General features: G+C 72.7%; 13 protein-coding genes and 1 pseudogene. 6 read left to right on the forward strand and 8 right to left on the reverse strand.

Going from position 1 to position 18,354, the window contains the following annotated elements:
* Positions 1 to 79: 79 nt before the first annotated feature.
* The 3 genes from ACWDGI_RS09840 to ACWDGI_RS09850 are packed head-to-tail and all read right to left on the reverse strand — an operon-like array spanning position 80 to position 6,480.
* Positions 80 to 4,618 (reverse strand): FtsK/SpoIIIE domain-containing protein, encoded by a 4,539-nt coding sequence (locus ACWDGI_RS09840; protein WP_450757155.1) that lies wholly within the window; start codon positions 4,616 to 4,618, stop codon positions 80 to 82.
* 51 nt (positions 4,619 to 4,669) lie between these two features.
* Positions 4,670 to 5,848 (reverse strand): hypothetical protein, encoded by a 1,179-nt coding sequence (locus ACWDGI_RS09845; RefSeq protein WP_450757156.1) that lies wholly within the window; start codon positions 5,846 to 5,848, stop codon positions 4,670 to 4,672.
* Positions 5,845 to 6,480 (reverse strand): sigma-70 family RNA polymerase sigma factor, encoded by a 636-nt coding sequence (locus tag ACWDGI_RS09850; protein WP_450757157.1) that lies wholly within the window; start codon positions 6,478 to 6,480, stop codon positions 5,845 to 5,847. The genes ACWDGI_RS09845 and ACWDGI_RS09850 overlap by 4 nt, the downstream gene beginning before the upstream one ends.
* A gap of 235 nt (positions 6,481 to 6,715) precedes the next feature.
* On the opposite strand from ACWDGI_RS09850, the gene ACWDGI_RS09855 reads away from it, so the two are divergent.
* The 3 genes and pseudogenes from ACWDGI_RS09855 to ACWDGI_RS09865 form a co-directional block, all read left to right on the forward strand.
* A complete protein-coding gene (locus tag ACWDGI_RS09855; RefSeq protein ID WP_450757159.1) occupies positions 6,716 to 7,660 on the forward strand; it encodes a ricin-type beta-trefoil lectin domain protein in 945 nt (314 codons plus the stop codon).
* Between the two features lie 308 nt (positions 7,661 to 7,968).
* Entirely contained in the window at positions 7,969 to 10,281 is a 2,313-nt protein-coding gene (locus ACWDGI_RS09860; RefSeq protein ID WP_450757161.1) for a glycosyl hydrolase family 95 catalytic domain-containing protein, read from the forward strand.
* 53 nt (positions 10,282 to 10,334) lie between these two features.
* Positions 10,335 to 10,538: pseudogene (locus ACWDGI_RS09865) on the forward strand (glycoside hydrolase family 97 protein); the annotation flags it as partial.
* A gap of 20 nt (positions 10,539 to 10,558) precedes the next feature.
* Here ACWDGI_RS09865 and ACWDGI_RS09870 read toward each other — a convergent pair.
* Both ACWDGI_RS09870 and ACWDGI_RS09875 read right to left on the reverse strand, forming a co-directional pair.
* Complete coding sequence (locus tag ACWDGI_RS09870; protein ID WP_450757163.1) at positions 10,559 to 11,473, reverse strand: phytoene/squalene synthase family protein; 915 nt, start codon at positions 11,471 to 11,473, stop codon at positions 10,559 to 10,561.
* Positions 11,474 to 11,526: 53 nt separating this feature from the next.
* Positions 11,527 to 12,480, reverse strand: coding sequence for an alpha/beta fold hydrolase (locus ACWDGI_RS09875; RefSeq protein ID WP_450757165.1), 954 nt, complete (start codon positions 12,478 to 12,480; stop codon positions 11,527 to 11,529).
* 161 nt (positions 12,481 to 12,641) lie between these two features.
* Here ACWDGI_RS09875 and ACWDGI_RS09880 point away from each other — a divergent pair, with 161 nt between their 5' ends.
* A complete protein-coding gene (locus ACWDGI_RS09880) occupies positions 12,642 to 13,574 on the forward strand; it encodes a LysR family transcriptional regulator (RefSeq protein WP_450757167.1) in 933 nt (310 codons plus the stop codon).
* 111 nt (positions 13,575 to 13,685) lie between these two features.
* Positions 13,686 to 14,438, forward strand: a complete 753-nt coding sequence (locus tag ACWDGI_RS09885; RefSeq protein WP_450757169.1) for a YoaK family protein — start codon at positions 13,686 to 13,688, stop codon at positions 14,436 to 14,438.
* A 99-nt stretch (positions 14,439 to 14,537) separates the two neighbouring features.
* Here ACWDGI_RS09885 and ACWDGI_RS09890 read toward each other — a convergent pair whose 3' ends face one another.
* Positions 14,538 to 16,340: a thiamine pyrophosphate-requiring protein gene (locus ACWDGI_RS09890; protein ID WP_450757171.1), complete on the reverse strand. Its 1,803-nt coding sequence runs from the start codon at positions 16,338 to 16,340 to the stop codon at positions 14,538 to 14,540.
* 429 nt (positions 16,341 to 16,769) lie between these two features.
* On the opposite strand from ACWDGI_RS09890, the gene ACWDGI_RS09895 reads away from it, so the two are divergent.
* Positions 16,770 to 17,090 carry a DUF6479 family protein gene (locus tag ACWDGI_RS09895; protein ID WP_450757173.1) on the forward strand — a complete coding sequence of 107 codons (321 nt, stop codon included), beginning with the start codon at positions 16,770 to 16,772 and terminating at the stop codon, positions 17,088 to 17,090.
* Positions 17,091 to 17,223: 133 nt separating this feature from the next.
* Here the strand turns inward: ACWDGI_RS09895 and ACWDGI_RS09900 are convergent, their stop codons facing one another.
* Both ACWDGI_RS09900 and ACWDGI_RS09905 read right to left on the reverse strand, forming a co-directional pair.
* The gene (locus ACWDGI_RS09900) at positions 17,224 to 17,700 is read right to left on the reverse strand and encodes an SRPBCC family protein (RefSeq protein WP_450757175.1); all 477 of its coding nucleotides are present in this window, start codon (positions 17,698 to 17,700) and stop codon (positions 17,224 to 17,226) included.
* A gap of 118 nt (positions 17,701 to 17,818) precedes the next feature.
* Positions 17,819 to 18,286, reverse strand: coding sequence for a nuclear transport factor 2 family protein (locus ACWDGI_RS09905; protein ID WP_450757176.1), 468 nt, complete (start codon positions 18,284 to 18,286; stop codon positions 17,819 to 17,821).
* Positions 18,287 to 18,354 lie beyond the last annotated feature (68 nt).

Genomic DNA, 18,354 nt, shown 5'->3' on the forward strand with positions numbered 1-18,354 from the left:
CGCAGTACGACGAGGCGTAGCACGACGAGGGCCTCCCCGGGGTTTCCGGGGAGGCCCTCTCGCCGTTCCGCTGTGCCGGTCAGGCGCGCAGTGGCGTGAGCGGCACCTGGACGGCGAGCAGGGTGCCGCCGGGACCGGCCGTCCAGGCCCGGCCCGGATGCGTGGCCGCCCGCACCACACTGGGCAGCAGGCGCAGGCCGACCAGATCGCCCTCGGACAGGTTCTTCGGCGCGAGCAGCAGACCGCTCCGGGCCCGCCGGGCGGCGAGCGTCCAGCCGCTCATACCGCTCTGGAAACCCTCCGCCGAGGCCGCGTAGACCAGGCCGAGACCCTGGTCGCGACCGGAGACGGCGAGCTCCTTGAGGAGTTTGTCCGCCGCCGAGTTGGTGAGCAGATCGGCGTCGTCGATCATCACCACCCGTGGTCCGGGCAGCGCGTCCAGCGCCGCCCGCACGGTGTCGGCCAAGGGGTCGCTCTCGGTGAGCACGGTGGCGGTGGCATGCCGGTCCAGGGCGCGCAGCGGAGACTCACGCGGGGTGAGCACCACCAGCGAGGTGCCGCCGGCCAGCAGCGACACGGCGATCGAGGCGAGAGTGTTGCTGCGCCCCGACCCGGCAGGGCCGAACACCCCGAACGCCGAGGCGGTGCCGGCCAGGTCCGTGCCGACGGGGCCGCCGTCGTCGCCGCCGACACCGAGCAGACCCCACAGCGGCCGCCGCCGGTCCGGCTGGACCTTCGCGTAGGCCTCGGCGAACTCCACCGAGCGCGGCAGCACGGCCACCTGGAACGGCAGCCGGGCCTCCGGCACCTGGGCGTCCCGCTTGCGGGCGCTCTCGCCGATCGAGCGCAGCGCCTCCGCCTGCTCGGTACCGCCGCCGGTGGCGAGCAGCGCCACCTGGGTCTCGGTGCCGCTGAGCACATGCCAGCCACGGCCGGGCGGGATGTCGGCCGGGATCTTGTTCGGCATCATGCCGACGGCCTGGTAGTCGCTGCGGTCGCCCTGCCGGAGCAGCAGCTTGTGGTCGTTGTGCGCGGCCATCCGCCCGCCCAGCAGCGAGCGTTCCGAGGTGGCGACGACATGGATGCCGGCGGCGGCACCCTCGCGCATCAGCCGGATGACCTCCTGGAGCAGCTGGCCGTGGTCGTGCTCGTCGAGGATGACCTGCAACGAGTCCCAGCCGTCGATCAGCAGCATGATGTGCGCCGGCCGTTCGGCCTTCGGCAGCAGCCGGCGCAGCTCCGCGATGCCGGTCGCGCTGTGCGTCTGGGCCAGGTCCTGCCGTTCGGTCAGTTCCTGGTTCAGCCGGCGCAGCATCCGCCCGAGCCGCTCCAGGTCGTGCCGGGAGACCACACCCCCGCAGTGCGGAAGCGCGCCGACGGCGGTGAGGCCGCCGCCGCCCGCGTCGATGCCGTACAGGTGCACGTCGGCGGTGCTCGCCACCCGGGCCGCCGAACCGGCGATGGTCCGCAGCACCTGGGTACGCCCGGAGCGCGGCGCGCCGATGATGTACAGATGCCCGAAGGTGGTGAGGTCGGCGACGGCGACCCGGCGCTGCTGGAGCTGGGGGACGTCCTCCAGGGCGTAGGGGATGACCAGGCGCCCGTCGCGGGTGGCGCCGAGCTCGTCCAGGTCGTCCAGGACGAGCCGGTGCTGGAGCGGCGGCAGCCAGGGGCTGGGCTGCTGGGTGAAGTCGTCGAGCAGGTCGGCGGCGGAGCGGATCTCCTCGACGAGGACCTGGAGGTCGGTCGGTGCCGGGCCCTGCGGGGCCGAGGTCGTCACCGTCCGGGTCTCCGCGGGGAGTTCGGCGGGGCGGCCGAGCGCGTCCCAGCCCACGTCCACGGAACGCACGGGCTTGCGGGGACCGGCCTCCGGCTCGGTCGTGGCGGCCGGGTTCTCCCGGGGGCGTTCGGCACCCACCCAGGCGGTCTGGAACGGATCCGCCTGCCGCGGCCCGCGCCGTACCAGGGCCCGGCCGGGCGTGGCGGTGGAGATGTCGACGGCGTCCTTGACGTCGATGATGTCCTGGCTCTCGGTCTGGTCGGTGACCCGCAGCGCGATCCGCAGGTTGGTGTTGGCGCGGATGTCACCGGTGACCACTCCGGCCGGCCGCTGCGTGGCCAGGATCAGATGGATGCCGAGTGAGCGGCCCCGCTGGGCGATGCTGATCAGCCCGGGGACGAAGTCGGGGACCTCGCGGACCAGGGTGGCGAACTCGTCGATGACCAGCAGCAGCCGGGGCAGCGGCGCCAGCGAGGGATCGGCGGCCCGCTTGGCCCGGTACTCCGGGTGGTCCTTGGCGTCGGCGGCGGCCAGCACCTGCTCCCGGCGCCGGAGTTCGGCGGCCAGCGACTCCAGCGCCCGCTCCACGAGGTGGGCGTCGAGGTCGGTGACCATGCCGAGGGTGTGCGGCAGGTGGGCGCACTCCTTGAAGGCGCTGCCGCCCTTGTAGTCGACCAGCACGAAGGTGAGTTCGTCGGGCCGGTTGGCGGCTGCCAGAGAGGCCACGAACGTCTGCAGCAGCTCCGACTTGCCGGAACCCGTCGTACCGGCGACCAGGCCGTGCGGCCCGTCCTGCACCAGGTCCAGGGAGAGCGGCCCGTCGAAGCCGGTGCCGATGAGGAAGGAGGTGCTGGCGGGATCACGCTGCCAGCGCTCCAACAGGCCCTGTGCGTTGGGAGGTTCCTGGTCCAGCAGGTCCAGGAGGCGGACCCGCTGGGGGAGTCCGGCGTCGTGCTCGGGGCTGACGTCCCGGATCGGGGCCAGCGCCCGGGCCAGCTGCTCGCACCACTCCGGGGAGACCCGGTCGGCACGGACGGCGGGCAGGTCGGGCGCGCCGGGGCGCCGCACGGTCAGCCGGCCGTCGGCGGCGAGGACCACTCCGGTGCTCTCCTCGGGCAGCAGCCGCTCCTGCTCGTCCAGGCAGACGCTGAAGATCCGCACCCGCGGGCCCTCGGTGAGCACCTGGACCATGCCGGGCACGTCACGCAGCCGCCGGGCGCCGTCCGCGATCACCAGCACGTCGGGGTCGGTGAAGACGACGTCACGGTCGTTGCCGGCCTGCCGGCGGCGCGCCTGCACCTGGGAGACCAGTTCGCTCATCCGGGCGGCGGTGGACTCGGGGTCGTTGCCGATCAGCACCATCGGTCCGCCGGCCGTGCCGGGCCTGAGATGCGGCAGCCAGCGCGTCCACGCCCAGTCCGCCACCCGGTCCGGCTCGGTCAGGATGACGACCCTGAGGTCGCGCGGGCTGTGCAGCACGCCCGCCTGCGCAACCAGCCAGCGCGCCAGCGGCTGCACCTCGGCGGCCGGACCGGCGATGCCGACGACGCCGTGCGCGGTGATGTCGACGCCGATCGGCGTGTCGGGGATGTTCCAGCGGATCGAGCGGTGGTTCTCGTCCCGTGCCGGGTCCTCCAGCTCCCGGACCGACGGCTGGTCGACCGTGCCGAGGCGCAGCACCAGGTGATCCGGGTCCCGGCGGCGCCGCTCCCACAGCCGGCCGCCGGGACCGGTCGCGATCAGGGCGACGGCCGCTGGGTCCGGACCGGTCTTGTCCCGGACCCGCCGCTCGCCGACCACCGCGTCCCGGACCTGCTTCTCGAGGACGTCACGGCGCTGTTCGTAGGCCCGCTCGGACTCCAGGAACTGCTTGCGGGCCGCACGCCGGCCGGTCGCCCAGTTCGACAGCATCATCATCGGGCTGAGGAACAGGAACACCAGGAAGTAGTACGACTTGAAGATGCTGACCATGAACAGGCCGAGGACGATCGGGGAGATCATCATCACGGTCGGGAACGGCCGCTTCTGCGGCGGCGACGGCGGCTGCGGCAGCCGGACCCGTTCGGCGTCCAGGTGGGGGGCGATCCGGGGCGGCCGGTTGTAGTCCACGCCGTAGCCGTCGGCGGACGGGGTGACGGCCGCGTCCGCCTCGACCGGCGCGCTCATCCGCAGCAGTACCGGACCCACGGTCAGGTCCTCACCGGCCGGCCAGGGCACCGGGCCCGGCCCCGCCGGGCGTTCCCGGGGCGGTTGGGGGCGGGGCCTGCGCAGCTGGGTGATGGCGTCGTCGGGCGGCGGCGAGGCGAGCCGGGCCCGGACGGTCGCCTCGGGCTCGGCGTCGGTGCGGTGCCAGGCCGCGGAGCCGTCCGCGCCGACCGTCACCCACAGCCCGGACTCGGGCACCCCGGCGCCTGCGTCGAGCCGCAGCGCGCACAGCGGGTCGGTACCGATCTCGTGGCTGCCGGGGCCGAGCCGCCAGGTGCGCCCGGCGCCGGGCCCGGAGACGATGTGCACCTCGGCGAGGACACCGTCCTGGTCGCTGTCGTCATGAGCCCGGACCAGGTCCGCCGGGCGGGCCGGGCCGCCGAGCCCGAGCAGGCCGCCGTCGCGGATGCCGCTGCCGGAGACCCGGGTCCCGGGGTCGAGCCGGTGGCCGTCGGCGTAGAGGCTGCGTGCCTGCGGGGCGCCGGCCGTGGCCCAGTCGGCGCCACCGGCGGCGGCCTCGTCCTGGGTCAGGGCGGCGGCGAGATCGCCGACGGTCGCGTTCGAGGGCAGCCGGACCTGGTGGTCGCGGCGCTGTCCGTCCGTGGCGTCCACGGTGGTGATGGTGAGGTTCACGGCTCCCAGCCGGGCGGTCGTTCGTGCGGAATCAGGGGACGGGTACGGCGGTTACGGCGCCGGCGGCGAGCTCGCGGAGACACCGGCCGCACCGGAGGTGCTCGGTTCCGCGAAGTCGTCGTCGCTCTCGGCCGCAGGAGCCGGAGCGGGTACCGGCGCGACGGCCGGCTCGGGCCCGGGGGCCGGCCGGGTGGCCGAGACGCCGGTCGGCTCGGCGACCGGCACCGCGCCGGCGTCGAGGTCCGGCTCGTCCGGCAGCAGGTCGGGATCGGCGGCGGAGGTGACGTCCTGCGGACGCGCGGCCTCGTCGTCCGGGCGGTCGGGGCACGGCGGCAGCGCGGACAGGGTCCGGGCCACCGCCCGCGACAGCGGCAGGACGTCGACCCGGGTGGCGGCGGGAGCGCCGTGCGCCGTGAGCGTCGAGTCCGGCGCGATCTCCAGCAGCCGGGTGCGGCCCCGGGCCACCCCGAGGCTCAGCAGCCGTACACCTGACGGCAGCGGCCGCTCCAGCGGGTCGGCGCACACGGCGACCTCGATACCGGGCTGCCCGACGGTGGCGGTGGCCGTCGCCCCCGGATGCCGGGGGTGCACCCCGGCGGCGATGGCGACCCGGCCCTCGGGCAGCCGGGCGTCCACCTGCGCGGCGAGCGCCTGGAGCACGGCGCGGGCGGTACGGGCGGCGCGCGGCGGGCCGTACACGGACAGCGCGGGCGGCCCGGAGCGCACGTCGAGCAGCACGGCGTGCCCCATGTCGTGACCCACGCACACCAGCAGCGGTACGGGCGAGTCCTCGGTGTCGTCCGTGAGATCCCCGCGGTCGATCCACCACAGCCGTGGATCGGTCTCGTCGGCCGCCCAGGGCTCCGGCGGCTCGCGCAGCGCGTCGCCGTCCGCCGCGACCAGCACGGCCATCCACTCGGGCCCCGCCAGCACGCCGTAGGGCCGGACCCCGGGGCGGACGGAGGCGGCCAGGGCCGTGGCCCGCTCGGCGTCGGACCACACGGCCGGGTCCCGCAGCAGCCGGACCAGCAGCCGCAGTCCGCGCCGGTAGCGCAGCTCGGTGCGGACCGGACCGGTGAACGCCCGCACGGTGAGGGTGATCTCACGCCCGAGCCGGCGCCACAGGGCCTTCCAGCCGCCGCCGCGCCGCACCAGCCAGCTGGTGACGGCGAGGACGAGGACCAGCACGCCGACCAGGCCGAGCAGGGTGGTGATGGTGTCGGAGGTCATCGCGTCTCTCCCCGGAGTCTGTCTGCTCCGGCCGGGTGGCAGCCGTGGGATTCGAGGGTGGTGCGCAGCGCGCGGATGCCGTGATGGGTACGGGACTTGACGGTGCCCGGGGGGAGTCCGAGCTGGCGGGCCACGTCGTCGCCGGCCTGCCCCAGCAGATGGACCCGGGCGACGGCCTCGCGGTGGGCGGGAGCCAGGGTGCGCAGCGCGGAGACCAGCACCCGGCGGTCACCGACCTGTTCGGCGTGGTCGGGCACGGGTGCCGGCGTGGCACCGCCGAAGTCCGCCGCGGTGATCCCCACCAGGATGGTCCGGTCCCGGCGCCGGCTGTCGACCACGAGGTTGCGGGCGACCCGGAACAGCCACATGCGGATGGGCCGGTCGCCCCAGTCCAGCCGGCCGGCCGACTGCCAGGCCCGCAACAGGGTTTCCTGGACGACGTCCTCCGCGCCATGGGGGTCACGCCCCATCATGCCGGTCACGAAGCGGCGCAGGCTGTCGCGCTCCGCGAGCAGGAGGCCGAGCGTCCGGTCCGCGCTGTCGGCGCGGTCATGGTCGATGAGGCTCAATGCCTCCGCCTTCCGGTGTCGGGTGGTGCTGTTGTGCTGTCGTGCGGTGTTGCTCTGTGTCACTGTGAAACGCTGCAGGTACGAACGCTAGCGCGAAAATCGGAACTTCCCGAAGTCACCATCGCAGCGGACGTCAACAAGTTCGTCACAGGCAACTCCGCATAGGTGGACGGAAGGTGACGTTCGGCGGGATCTTCGTGGACAGGCGTCCTGAGCTGCGCCCCGCCTTGGTTACTGTTCCTGTGTCCCGCTCGTTCCGGGCGTTCCGAGAACTTCACGAGACCTTTCAGGAGACGACGTGCCGCCCCTTCGTAAACCCCGGCCCTCGGCGGAACGGTCCGGCAGTCCGACGGGACGTTTCAGTGACACCTTCGCCCACCGTCCCGCCACGCCCCGCCGCGGGCTGGTGCCTGGCGTACGCGTGTGGGCGACCGTGGCCGCGGCGGCCGGACTGACCGTCGTCGTCGCCCTGGCCGTACCGGTGCTGAGCCACGTCGACCTCTTCCCGGACCCGGACACCACACCGGCCGCGGCGGTGGCCCCGGGCGAGCCGACCACGCTGTCCAGCACGTCGGAGTCGCTCTCCACGTCCTCGTCACCGACGCCGTCCCACACCCCCTCCCACAAGCCCGCCAAGACCGGTTCCGGCGGCTCCGGGTCCGGCGGCGGCACGGGCGCCGGCCCGGCCGGGCAGCAGTCCGGCGGCGGATCCGTCGGCTCCGGTTCGAACTCGGGCTCCGGCACGAACTCGGGCTCCACCTCGTCCGGTTCGAAGTCGAGCGGGACCAAGTCGTCGTCCTCGGGCGGGAAGTCCTCCGCCGGGGGCTCCTCGTCGAGCGGGGGCACCAAGACCACCACCGTCCCCGGCGTGGCGTTGATCGGAAACCCGTCCGGCCGCTGCGTGGACGTCACCAACGCGGGCGGGGACGGCACCCGGCTGGAGATCCTGGACTGCTCGGGCGCGGCCAAGCAGAAGTGGGTCTTCCAGTCGGACGGCACCATCCGCTCGCTCGGCCTGTGCATGGACCTGGCCTGGGGCAACACCGCCAACGGCACCGCGATCCAGGTCGCCAAGTGCAGCGGCAACCGCGCCCAGCTGTTCTACCTCAGCTCGGGCGGCGACCTGGTCAGCTCCCTGGCCGACAAGTGTGTGGACGTCACCGACAACGGCACCGGCAACGGCACCAAGCTCCAGCTGTGGACCTGTGCCGGCACCCCCAACCAGAAGTGGCACAAGGGCTGACCTGTCCGGGGCCCCTCTGCGTCGGCCGCGACCCGGTGAACGGGTCGCGGCCGACGGCGTCCAAGCCGGCCACTGCCACCCGCGCCACCCTCCGAGGTGACCGGCGTGCGCATTCGGCTGCGCCAGAACAAGTCAATTCATCGGAGGAGTCAAGAACCTGAGCCGGGATTGTCGATGTGAACGCAAAGCTCACCGCCCAGAGTGGGGGACGGGCTTGACCTGTTGAGGCGGTTGACAGCTTCTCGCGCGCTGCTAGGTTCCGCGATACACCCGATGTATCGAGGATCCATCAGGTCTGGAGGACGACGATGACCTCGCAGCCGGAGCAACGTTCACCGGTGCCCCGCAGAGCCGTACTCGGCACCGCCCTCGGCGGCGCGGCGGCCGCGGCCCTGCCCGGAACCGCCCATGCCGGACAGCAGCCCCCAGCGGCGGCGGCCGGCCACGGACACCCCTGGAAACTCCGCGACACCATGACCACCGACCGCGCCTGGGACCGGTTCCTGCGCGGCCAGGACCTGCTGTGGAGCAGACTGCCCGCCCTCTGGTACGAGGGGCCGTTCCTCGGCGACGGGCTGCTCGGCAGCATGATCTACCAGGAGCCGGGTGCCAACCGGATCCGCTTCACCGTCCAGCACGGCCGGGTCCAGGACCACCGGCCCGAGTTCGGCAGCGGCTGGGGCACCGCCCGCCTCCCGGTCGGGCACCTCACGCTCGAACCGGCCGGCACCGTCACCGCCGTCGACTGGCGGCTGAGCCTGTGGAACGCCGAACTCACCGGCACCGTCACCACCACCGCCGGCACCCTCACCCTCGCCGTTCTCATCCACGACGAGGTGCTCGCCGTCCGCGCCACGGCCGACGGCGGCGAACAGGTCACCTGGACCTTCCACCCCGAGGAGGCCGTCAGCCCCCGGCAGATCCAGGAGTCACCGCCCGCCGGGTACACCGCCAACCCGCCCTGGACCGAACGGACGTCGGCCGACGGCACCGAACAGGTCCTCCAACCTCTCACCGGCGGCGGCCAGACGGCCACCTCCTACCGCCGTACCGGCGACGAGCTCCTGCTGAGCGTCGGCCACAGCTTCCCCTCGGACACCGCGGCCGAGGCCGACTCCCGCCGCAACCTGCGCCGCGCGATGTCCTACGGCACCCTCCGACGACGGCACACCCGCTGGTGGCACGCCTTCTACCGGAAGAGCTTCGTGTCGTTCCCCGACCAGCGGCTGCAGAGCTTCCACTGGATCCAGCTCTACAAGGTGGCCTGCGCCAGCCGCGCGGACGGGCCGGTCATGGCCACCCCGGGCCCCTGGCTGGAGCCCACACCCTGGCCGGCGGTCTGGTGGAACCTCAACGTCCAGCTCGAATACTGGCTGATCCACGCCTTCAACCACCCGGAACTGGACGCCCTCGCCACCACCCTGCGCCAGAACCAGGAACAGCTCGCCGCCAACGTGCCCGCCGCCTACGGCTCGGACAGCTCCGGCATCGGCCGCAGCTCCGACATGTTCGCCGTCCGCGAGGTGGGCCGGCCCAGCACGGGCGCCGAGACCGGCGACCTCACCTGGGCCCTGCACAACGTCTGGCTGTCCTACCGGCACTCCATGGACACGTCCCTGCTCCGGGACACCATCTACCCGGTGCTGCGCCGCGCCGTCAACTACTACCTGCACTTCCTCACCCCGGGCAGCGACGGCAGGCTGCACCTGCCCAGCACGCTCTCACCCGAGTACCCGGTCGTCCCGCCGCAGGACACCAACTACGACCTGGCCCTGATCCGCTGGGGCTGCCGGACCCTCCTCGACTCCGCCGAACTGCTCGGCATCGACGACGAGTCGAAGCCCCGCTGGCAGGAGGTGCTGGCCCGGCTCACCCCGTACCCGGTCGACGACAACGGCTTCATGATCGGCGCCGACACCCCGTACGCCCAGTCCCACCGGCACTACTCGCACCTGCTGATGGTGTACCCGCTGTACCTGGTCAACTGGGACCAGCCGGAGAACCGCGACCTGATCACGAGGTCCGTGGTCCGCTGGCACGCGCTGACCGGCGCCCACCGGGGCTACAGCTACACCGGGGCCGCCTCCATGTACGCGATGACCGGCGACGGCGACACCGCCATCGGCTACCTGCGGAAGTTCTTCGACCCCACGACCCGCTACCCCTGCCGGGCCAACACCCACTACACCGAGGCCGGTCCGGTCATCGAGACCCCGCTGTCCGCCTCGCAGTCCCTGCACGACATGTTCTGCCAGAGCTGGGGCGGGATCGTCCGCGTCTTCCCCGCCGTACCGACCGCCTGGGCCGACCTCACCCTGCACAACTTCCGCACCCAGGGCGCCTTCCTGGTCAGCGCCGTCCGCGAGGCGGGACAGACCCGCTTCATCCGGATCCGCAGCCTGGCAGGCGAGCCCCTCAAGCTCCGGCACGGCCTGACCGGCCCGCTCACCGTCCTGCTCGACGACGGCACCCCGGCCCGCACCCACGACCTCGGCGACGGCACCCTCGCCATCGACCTGCCCCGCGGCCGCGAGGTGCTCGTGCACTCCGGCTCCCGCCCGGACCTCGTCATCGCACCGGCCGCCGTCAGCGAACCGGGCGCGGCCTGGGGACTGCCGTAAGCGTCAAGGGCGTCAAGATCGACTTCATGAACTCCGAGGCGCAGTCCATGCTCCGGTGGTACGACGCGATCCTGGGCGGGGTGTACGCCCGCACCGCCACGGTCCCCCTGAGCATCGGCCGTGGACGGTGGCTGGTGCAGACGATCCGGGACGGCGCCGAAGGCCTGGTCCAGGAGAGTCAGGTGCTGCGCGGTGGTGACGTCCTGAGCGTCGGAGTCGTCGCCGACGGCGGCTTCGCCGGGATCGCCTGCCCCTGACATCCCGGCGTCACCGGCTGCTACCGCTGAGCACGCGCCGCCCGGCGGCGGGCACCGAGCACCAGCCTGAGGGTGCCCGCCGTGGACGGCGACGCCGAGCCGCGCAACACGTCCGTGCCGGGCGCGAGCACGGCCTCGGCGGTGAGCAGTTCGATCTCGATCAGAGTGCCCACCAGGGGGCGGTGCGCGGCCGGGATCAGTTCGAGCAGCGCCCGGGCCGACCGCAGGTCCGCCCGGGCGGTCTCGACCTCGTGTGCCACGAGTGAACGCAGACCGGGCGAGGCCTGGCCCGCCGCGAGGTCCTCCGCCGTGACCGAGAAACGCTTCAGGGTCTGCGCGGGGATGCCCGGCCGGCCCTCCCGCAGGTCCTCGGCGAGGTCGTTGACGAAGTCCAGCCGCTGGCTGCCGTCGATCAGCCTGCGGCAGCCGGCCAGGAACCGTCCGCCGGGATCGGTCTCGGGGCCCAGCAGCGCGCCTATCAGCAGGAAGGCCGGCATCGAGTAGGCGTCGAGGTAGTCCTGGTAGTCGGCCTCGGTCTCGAAGCCGGTGAACTCCAACTCGGCGGAGGCGGTGCCCAGATAGGCCTCCACGACCGCCCGGTGCCGGGGGTGCGCGGCGACCGTGTGCAGAAGGGTGCGGACCAGGGGATCGGCACTGGTCCCCGTCTCCAGCCCCGCACGCACCCGCCGCTCCCAGTCGGCCCACGCCTGCGCGCGCCCCGCCTCGGGACCGCTGTCCAGCAGGTCGTCCCCGTGGTGCATCACGGCCGTCGCGGCCACCACATGGGGCTGCACCGCGGGTGGCAGCAGCATCCGGCAGGCCAGATAGGCGCTCCGGCGATACCGCCGGACCGTACGCCGTTGGGTGCTGTAGTCCTGTCGCAGCTCCGCATCCCGGATCCCGGCCGCGGTCAGGCTCTTGTTCCACGCGCTCACGAGAAGATCGTAGAGGCAGGCGCGGGCCGCGGAGCCCGACCGCGGAGGAGCACTCAGGAAAGGGACTCGAGGAACTCGACCAGTGCCGCGTTCACCTCGTCCGGGCGCTCCTGCTGGGTCCAGTGGCCGCAGCCGGCCAGCTTGAGGGGCTCGCGCACCAGGTTGGGCATCAGGACGGGAAGCCGCTCGATGAGTTCGGGCGTACCGGGGAACGCCGGGACCACGTCACGGTCGCCGTAGACGTACAGCGCGGGCGGGGTGACGCGGGCCCCCTGCCAGGGAGCGGTCAGTTCCCAGTTGCGATCGAGGTTGCGGTACCAGTTGAGGGCACCGGTGAAGCCCTGGGAGAAGCTCTCGGTGAGGGCGTCCAGGTCCTCCTCGGTGAACCACTCGGGCAGCCGCTCGGGATCCGGCATGTCGGCGAGCCAGCCGCGCTCGGGGTCGACCAGGGGCTGCCCGGCCGAACCGCTTTCGCCGGAGGCCGAGAAGAAGAACTTCCGCAGCGTGGTACGGGTGTCGCGGGCGAACTCGGCGTCGGCGACACCCGGCCGGTCGAAGTAGTTCCAGTAGAAGCGGCCCCCGAACACCTCGTCCATGGCCTGCAGCGGCGGCCTCGTCCCCCGGAACGGCGGCGGCACGCTCAGCCCGGCCACCCCGCGCACCAGGTCCGGGCGGAACAGCGCGGTGTGCCAGGCCACCGGCGCGCCCCAGTCGTGCCCGACGACGAACGCCTTCTCCTCGCCCAACTCCCGGATCAGCCCGACGACATCGCCGACCAGGTGGAAGATGCTGTACGCGTCGACATCCTCGGGGTGGTCGCTGCTGCCGTAGCCCCGCTGGTCGGGGGCGACCACATGGAAGCCGGCCGCGGCCAGCGGGCCGAACTGGTGCTGCCACGAGTGCCACGATTCGGGGAAGCCGTGCAGCAGCACGACCAGCGGGCCGGAACCCTCCTCGGCGATGTGCAGCCGGATTCCGTTCACGTCGATCAATCGATGCTGAACCATGTGCTCGAGCGTACGCGCAACGATCTTCGGCCACCGCGTCCGGTGCTGCCGCCGGCGCGCGTTCAGGTCGCCGTCTCCCGCACGGTGGCCGTGGCCTCGATGCGGGCATCGGCCTGGCGCATGAATTGACCTCGATCGATCGGTGGGGGAGATTGATGTCCATGGAGCTGCGCCATCTCAGGTACTTCCTGGCGGTCGCCGAGACCCACAACTTCACCCAGGCCGCCGCGCGTTGTTATGTGGCGCAGTCGGCGCTGAGCCAGCAGATCGCCCGGCTGGAGAAGGACGTCGGTGCCCCGCTGTTCAGCCGCACGAGCCGCTCGGTACGGCTGACCGCCGCAGGTGAGCTGCTGGAGCCGCGGGCCCGGCGCATCCTCGCCGACGTCGACAACGCCCAGGCCGCCCTCGACGCGCTGGCGGGTCTGCGCCGGGGCCGGCTCCGGCTGGGCCTGGTGCAGACGATGGCGGTGCCCTTCGACATGGTGGAGGTGCTGGCCGACTACCGCGCCCGCTATCCCGGCGTCGACCTGCGCGTCTCCAACGATCCCAGCTCCCGGATGGCCGCCGCGGTGCTCGCCGGCACCCTCGATGTCGGGGTGGTCGGACTCGCCGCCCGGCAGGTGCCGGAGGGGCTGGACCACCGGACGCTGGGCAGCGCCCCGCTGGTCGCCGTCGTACCGCGCGAGCACGCTCTCGCGGACCGGGAGGCCATCGACCTGGCCGAGCTGCCCGACAGCCACCCGCTGATCCAGTTCACGCGGGGCAGCGGCCTGCGCCGCCAGGTCGAGGCGGCCTTCGCCCGCGCGGGAGCGGAGGCGGGGCAGCACTTCGAGGTGGGCCAGATCCACGACATGATCCGGCTGGCCGCACGCGGGGTGGGCGTCACCGTCGTACCCCGGTCCACCGTCGTCGGCCCCGGTTCCGTGCTCGGCCTCGACGCCGCCGACGAGCTGCCCCGGGGCGCGCGGATGCTGCGTCTGAGGGACGACGAGGCCGTGCACCACATCTGTGTGGCGTACGACGGCACCCGGCTGGCTCCGGCCGCCGAGGCGTTTCTCGAAGTCCTCGAACAGCACGGCGATCGATCGGTATGACCGATCGCTGCACCCGGATCCATATGTTGGACAGTGGGACCGGGGTGGCCGGAGGCTGGAGAGGACGCACCCCGCGAGGTGCGGTTTCGCTCCAGTCCCGAAGGGACCGTCATGTCGATCAAGGATGCAGTCCAGCCCGTATTCCGTGAGGCACGGGCGACCGTGCTGCCCGACCCGGCGGACCGCCATGGCCCCCTGCCCCCGCTGATGCTCGCCCTCACCGTGGTGACCGGCCTCGTGGACGCCTTCAGCTACCTGGTGCTCGGCCATGTCTTCGTCGCCAACATGACCGGCAACGTGGTCTTCTCCGGCTTCGCGATAGCGGGCGCCGCAGGGTTCTCGCTGGCCGCCTCGCTGGCCGCGCTGGCCGCCTTCGGCGCGGGCGCCCTGGTGGGCGGCCGGATCGCGCACCGGGCCCGCGCGCACCGCGGCCGCGTGCTGCGCCTGGCGCTCGTCGTGGAGACGGTCCTGTTCCTGGCGGCCTACGCCGTCGCCCGGTACGGCGCCCCCCTGGACACCGCCGGGACCCGGTACTCGCTGATCGCACTCCTCGGTCTCGCCATGGGCGTCCAGAACGCGACCGCCCGCGCGCTCGCCGTACCCGACCTCACCACGACCGTCCTGACCCTGACCATCACCGGCATGGCCTCGGACAGCAAGGCCGCCGGGGGCGGCGGAGGCAGGACCGGCCGGCGTGCCCTCTCGGTGCTGGCGATGTTCGCCGGGGCCCTGATCGGCGCCTTCGCCGTCCGCGACGGCACCCCCGCCCTGCCGCTGCTGCTCGCCACCGTGCTCCTCGCGGGCAGCACGCTCGACGCGTTCGCGCTGACCCGCTCGGACGGCCGCTGGACCGACCCGCTGTGAGCCTCGGCGTGGCCCCCGTCGGTGGCTGCCGCCCCTACCCCCTGTTGCCCGGGGAGCCGGCGGATGCCGACGGCTCCCCGGGCAACAGGCCGGGGTCCGTCATCGCCGCCCCGCTTCACGGTGGTGCGGCAGGAACTCCTGCATCTTGGCCTTGAAGCCCTGGCGGACCATCGCCGCCCGGTCGCTGTCGCCCTTGAGGACGGCGGCGGCCGCGGCCTCGATCTGGTCGAGGGTGGCGTGCGGCGGGATCGGGGGTACGGCCGGGTCGGTCACGAAGTCGAGGACGCACGGCCGGTCGGCGGCGAGCGCGGCCTCCCAGGCGCCCGTCACCCCGTCGGGCTGCTCGATCCGGATGCCGTCCAGGCCGAGGGAGCGGGCGAAGTCGGCGTACGCGACGTCCGGGAGGGACTGCGAGGGCAGGAACTGCGGGGCGCCCTCCATCGCGCGCATCTCCCAGGTCACCTGGTTCAGGTCCCGGTTGTTGAAGACGGCCACGATCAGCCGCGGATCCGCCCAGTCCCGCCAGTACTTGGCGATGGTGATGAGCTCGGCCATGCCGTTCATCTGCATCGCCCCGTCGCCGACCAGGGCGATCGCCGGCCGGTCCCCGTGCGCGAACTTGGCGCCGATGGCGTACGGCACCCCCGGCCCCATGGTGGCCAGCGTCCCCGACAGCGAACCGCGCATCCCGCCCCGCAGTCTCAGATGCCGGGCGTACCAGTTGGCGGCCGACCCCGAGTCGGCGGAGAGGATCACGTCGTCCGGGAGCAGCCCGTTCAGGGCGTGGGTGACGTACTCCGGGTTGATCGGATCGGCGTCGACGGCGGCCCGCCGCTCCATCACCTCCCACCAGTCCTTGACGTTGTTCTCGATCTTCTGCCGCCAGGAGGGGTCCTCCATCTGCTCCAGCAGCGGCAGCAGCCGGCGCAGCGTCCGGGCGGCGTCGCCGACCAGGTTGACCTCGAAGGGGTAGCGCAGCCCGACCATGTGCGGATCGATGTCGATCTGCACGGCGCGCGCCTTGCCGAACTCCGGCAGGAACTGGGTGTAGGGGAAGGACGAGCCGATGACGAGCAGGGTGTCGCACTCCCGCATCAGCTCGTACGACGGCCGGGTGCCGAGCAGCCCGATCGCCCCGGTGACGTACGGCAGGTCGTCGTCGAGGGCGTCCTTGCCCAGCAGCGCCTTGGCGATGCCGCCGCCCAGCCGGTCGGCGACCTCCTGCACCTCCGCCCGGGCACCCCGCGCACCCTGCCCGATCAGAATCGCCGCCTTGCCGCCGGAGTTGAGGACGTCGGCGGCCCGCTGGAGGTCGTCGTCGTCCGGCACCGGGGCGTAGTGCGGCATGCCGAGGCTGGAGGGCACCATCTTGAAGGCGTGCCCGGGCGGCGCGTAGTCCAGCTCCTGGACGTCGGCCGGGATGATCACGGCGGTCACCGACCGGCGGGCCACGGCGGTGCGCATCGCCCGGTCGAGCACGTTCGGGAGCTGCTCGGGGACGGTGACCATCTCGCAGAAGTCGGAGGCGACGTCCTTGTACAGGCTCAGCAGGTCGACCTCCTGCTGGTAGGAGCCGCCCATGGCGCTGCGGTTGGTCTGCCCGACGATCGCGACCACCGGTACATGGTCGAGCTTGGCGTCGTACAGGCCGTTGAGGAGATGGATGGCGCCGGGTCCCGAGGTCGCGGCGCAGACCCCGACCCGGCCGGAGAACTTGGCGTAGCCGACGGCCTCGAACGCGGACATCTCCTCGTGGCGGGACTGGATGAACGTGGGCTTGTTGTCGGCCCGTCCCCAGGCCGCGAGCAGACCGTTGATGCCGTCACCCGGGTAGGCGAAGACATGCTCCACGTCCCACTCGCGCAGCCGCTGGAGGATGTAGTCCGAGACCTTCGTCGACATGGTGGAAAACCCTTCCTGAGGTGATGGGCGCGCTACGGTCGGCGCGGATGCCGTACGGCCCGGCGCCCGGCGAGGCCCGGACGGGCAGCGGCGACTCGATGTCCTCGTGGCCGGAGGTGGTGATCCCGTCGACGACGAGCGCGCTGCCGTCGGTCCCTCCTGGCCTGGGCACGGTGTCCACCACCTCGAGCGGTCCGACTGAAGTCCGTTGCCGAGTACCCCCTGTCCGCCGGGTTGTGCACGGTGTGCCGCCCGGATGAGGAGAGGGCGGGGGAGGCGGGGTCTTCGACAGGCGGACCCCACGCGGGTCCCGGACGCTCCGGTGCCGGCCGCTTCAGAGCGGTGCCATGGGTGGCCCGCGCATGCCGTCCCGGCCGCCGTCCGCCGCCTCGCGGGTGTCCGCCGTGCCGCGGGGGGTACCCGGGGCGGATGTACAGGACTCATGAACAACTGGCCGCCGCCGGCTCGGCGGTGGGGATGATCGTGATCGTCGTCTGCGGTCTGCTCGTCGTGGCCGCGCTGGTGGGGGCCGTCCGCCTCGGCATCGGGGTGCGGCGGCGGGAGTCCGCGCCGCCCCGGCGCTCCGAACACCCCACTCCGCCCCGCACGGGACCGGTGCGCGAGGAGCGTGAGATGCGCGAGCCGAACGAGGTGCCGCGGGCCGGGAGCGACGGTGACCGTCTCTCCCCGTACCAGCTCGGCAACGCCCCCACCAGGTCCAGCGAGAACCAGGCCCGCCCTCGCTGGTAGTCCGGCCGCAGCGGCTCCTTGCGCAGCGCGGCGGCGGCGTGAAGCGACGGCTCCGGCTGCGGGCCCAAATGGGTCCGCAGCCGGAGCCGTACGACCGCTCTCGGGTTCTTCCCCGGAGCCTTCGGGGGTGCGGTCAGTAGGCCGAGCCGGGATCGCCGGGGCGGATGCGACCGCGCCAGGCGCCGGTCTCGCCTCCGTGCTGCTCGATGTAGTCCTTGAAGCGGTTGAGGTCGCCGTTGACGCGGCGGTCGATCAGGCCGAGTGCGTCGGCACCCTTCTCGGCCATGCCGCTGGGCTCGACGTCCATCGTGAGCTCGACCCGGGTGTGCGTCTCGTCCAGCGGCTCGAACCGGACGGATCCCCGCTGCCGGATGTCACCCTCGATCGCCCGCCAGGTGATCCGGTCGTCCGGCAGCTGGTCGACGATCTCGGTGTCGAACTCGCGCCGCACCCCGCCGATCCTCGTGGTCCAGTGGTTGTGCCGGTCGTCGAGCTGCCTGACCTCCTCGACGCCCTCCATGAAGTTCGGGAAGTCCTCGAACTGGGTCCACTGGTTGTAGGCCGTGTGGACCGGCACGGCGACGTCCACGGCTTTCTTGACCGTGCTCATCTGTTCCTCCTCGTCGGAAACGGCTCGTCACCGGGGGCGGTCGGTGTCCGACTCGCTCTCCCGTGGCCGCCGGGTACCCGGTCCCACCGCGCGCACCCTTCTCCGCGACGCCCGAAGGTCACGGGGCCGAGGGGCGCGTCTCCGTCCAGTCGACCATCAGACGGCGCTCGGCGAACAGCCACTCGCCGTCCTGCCTGGTGAACTCGTCGAGATAGCGAATCGACGCGATCATCAGCGTGCGCCCGCCGTCGTCCCCGACCGAGAGATGGTGGGCCAGGCAGTAGCTCTCGCCGGTGGCGCGGTCGCCGTCCAGGGAGACGGTGCTCTGCCCGTTGAAGTGGGTCGTCGTCCGATACGAGTTGAGGTTGTCGAACACCGGGGCGAGGGAGGCGCGGCCGTGCAGCTCCTGCGTCGGCTCCGCCGCCGTGGCGTCCATGAACACCAGGAAACGCGTGTCCTCGGTGAACAGGCTCATCTGGCCCTTGGCGTCCCGCCGGTCCGCGCAGTGGGCGTAGGCGTCGATCAGCTCACGGATGGCAAGCCGGTCGGCGGCTTCCCGTGGTGAGACGGAGGTGTGGGCGGCCATGAGGGGCTCCTCCAGTACCTTCTTGCGGCTATCTGTTTGACAGATGTATAAAATCATCGCGGATGTGA

It is taken from the genome of Streptomyces sp. NPDC001220 (genome assembly GCF_053597895.1).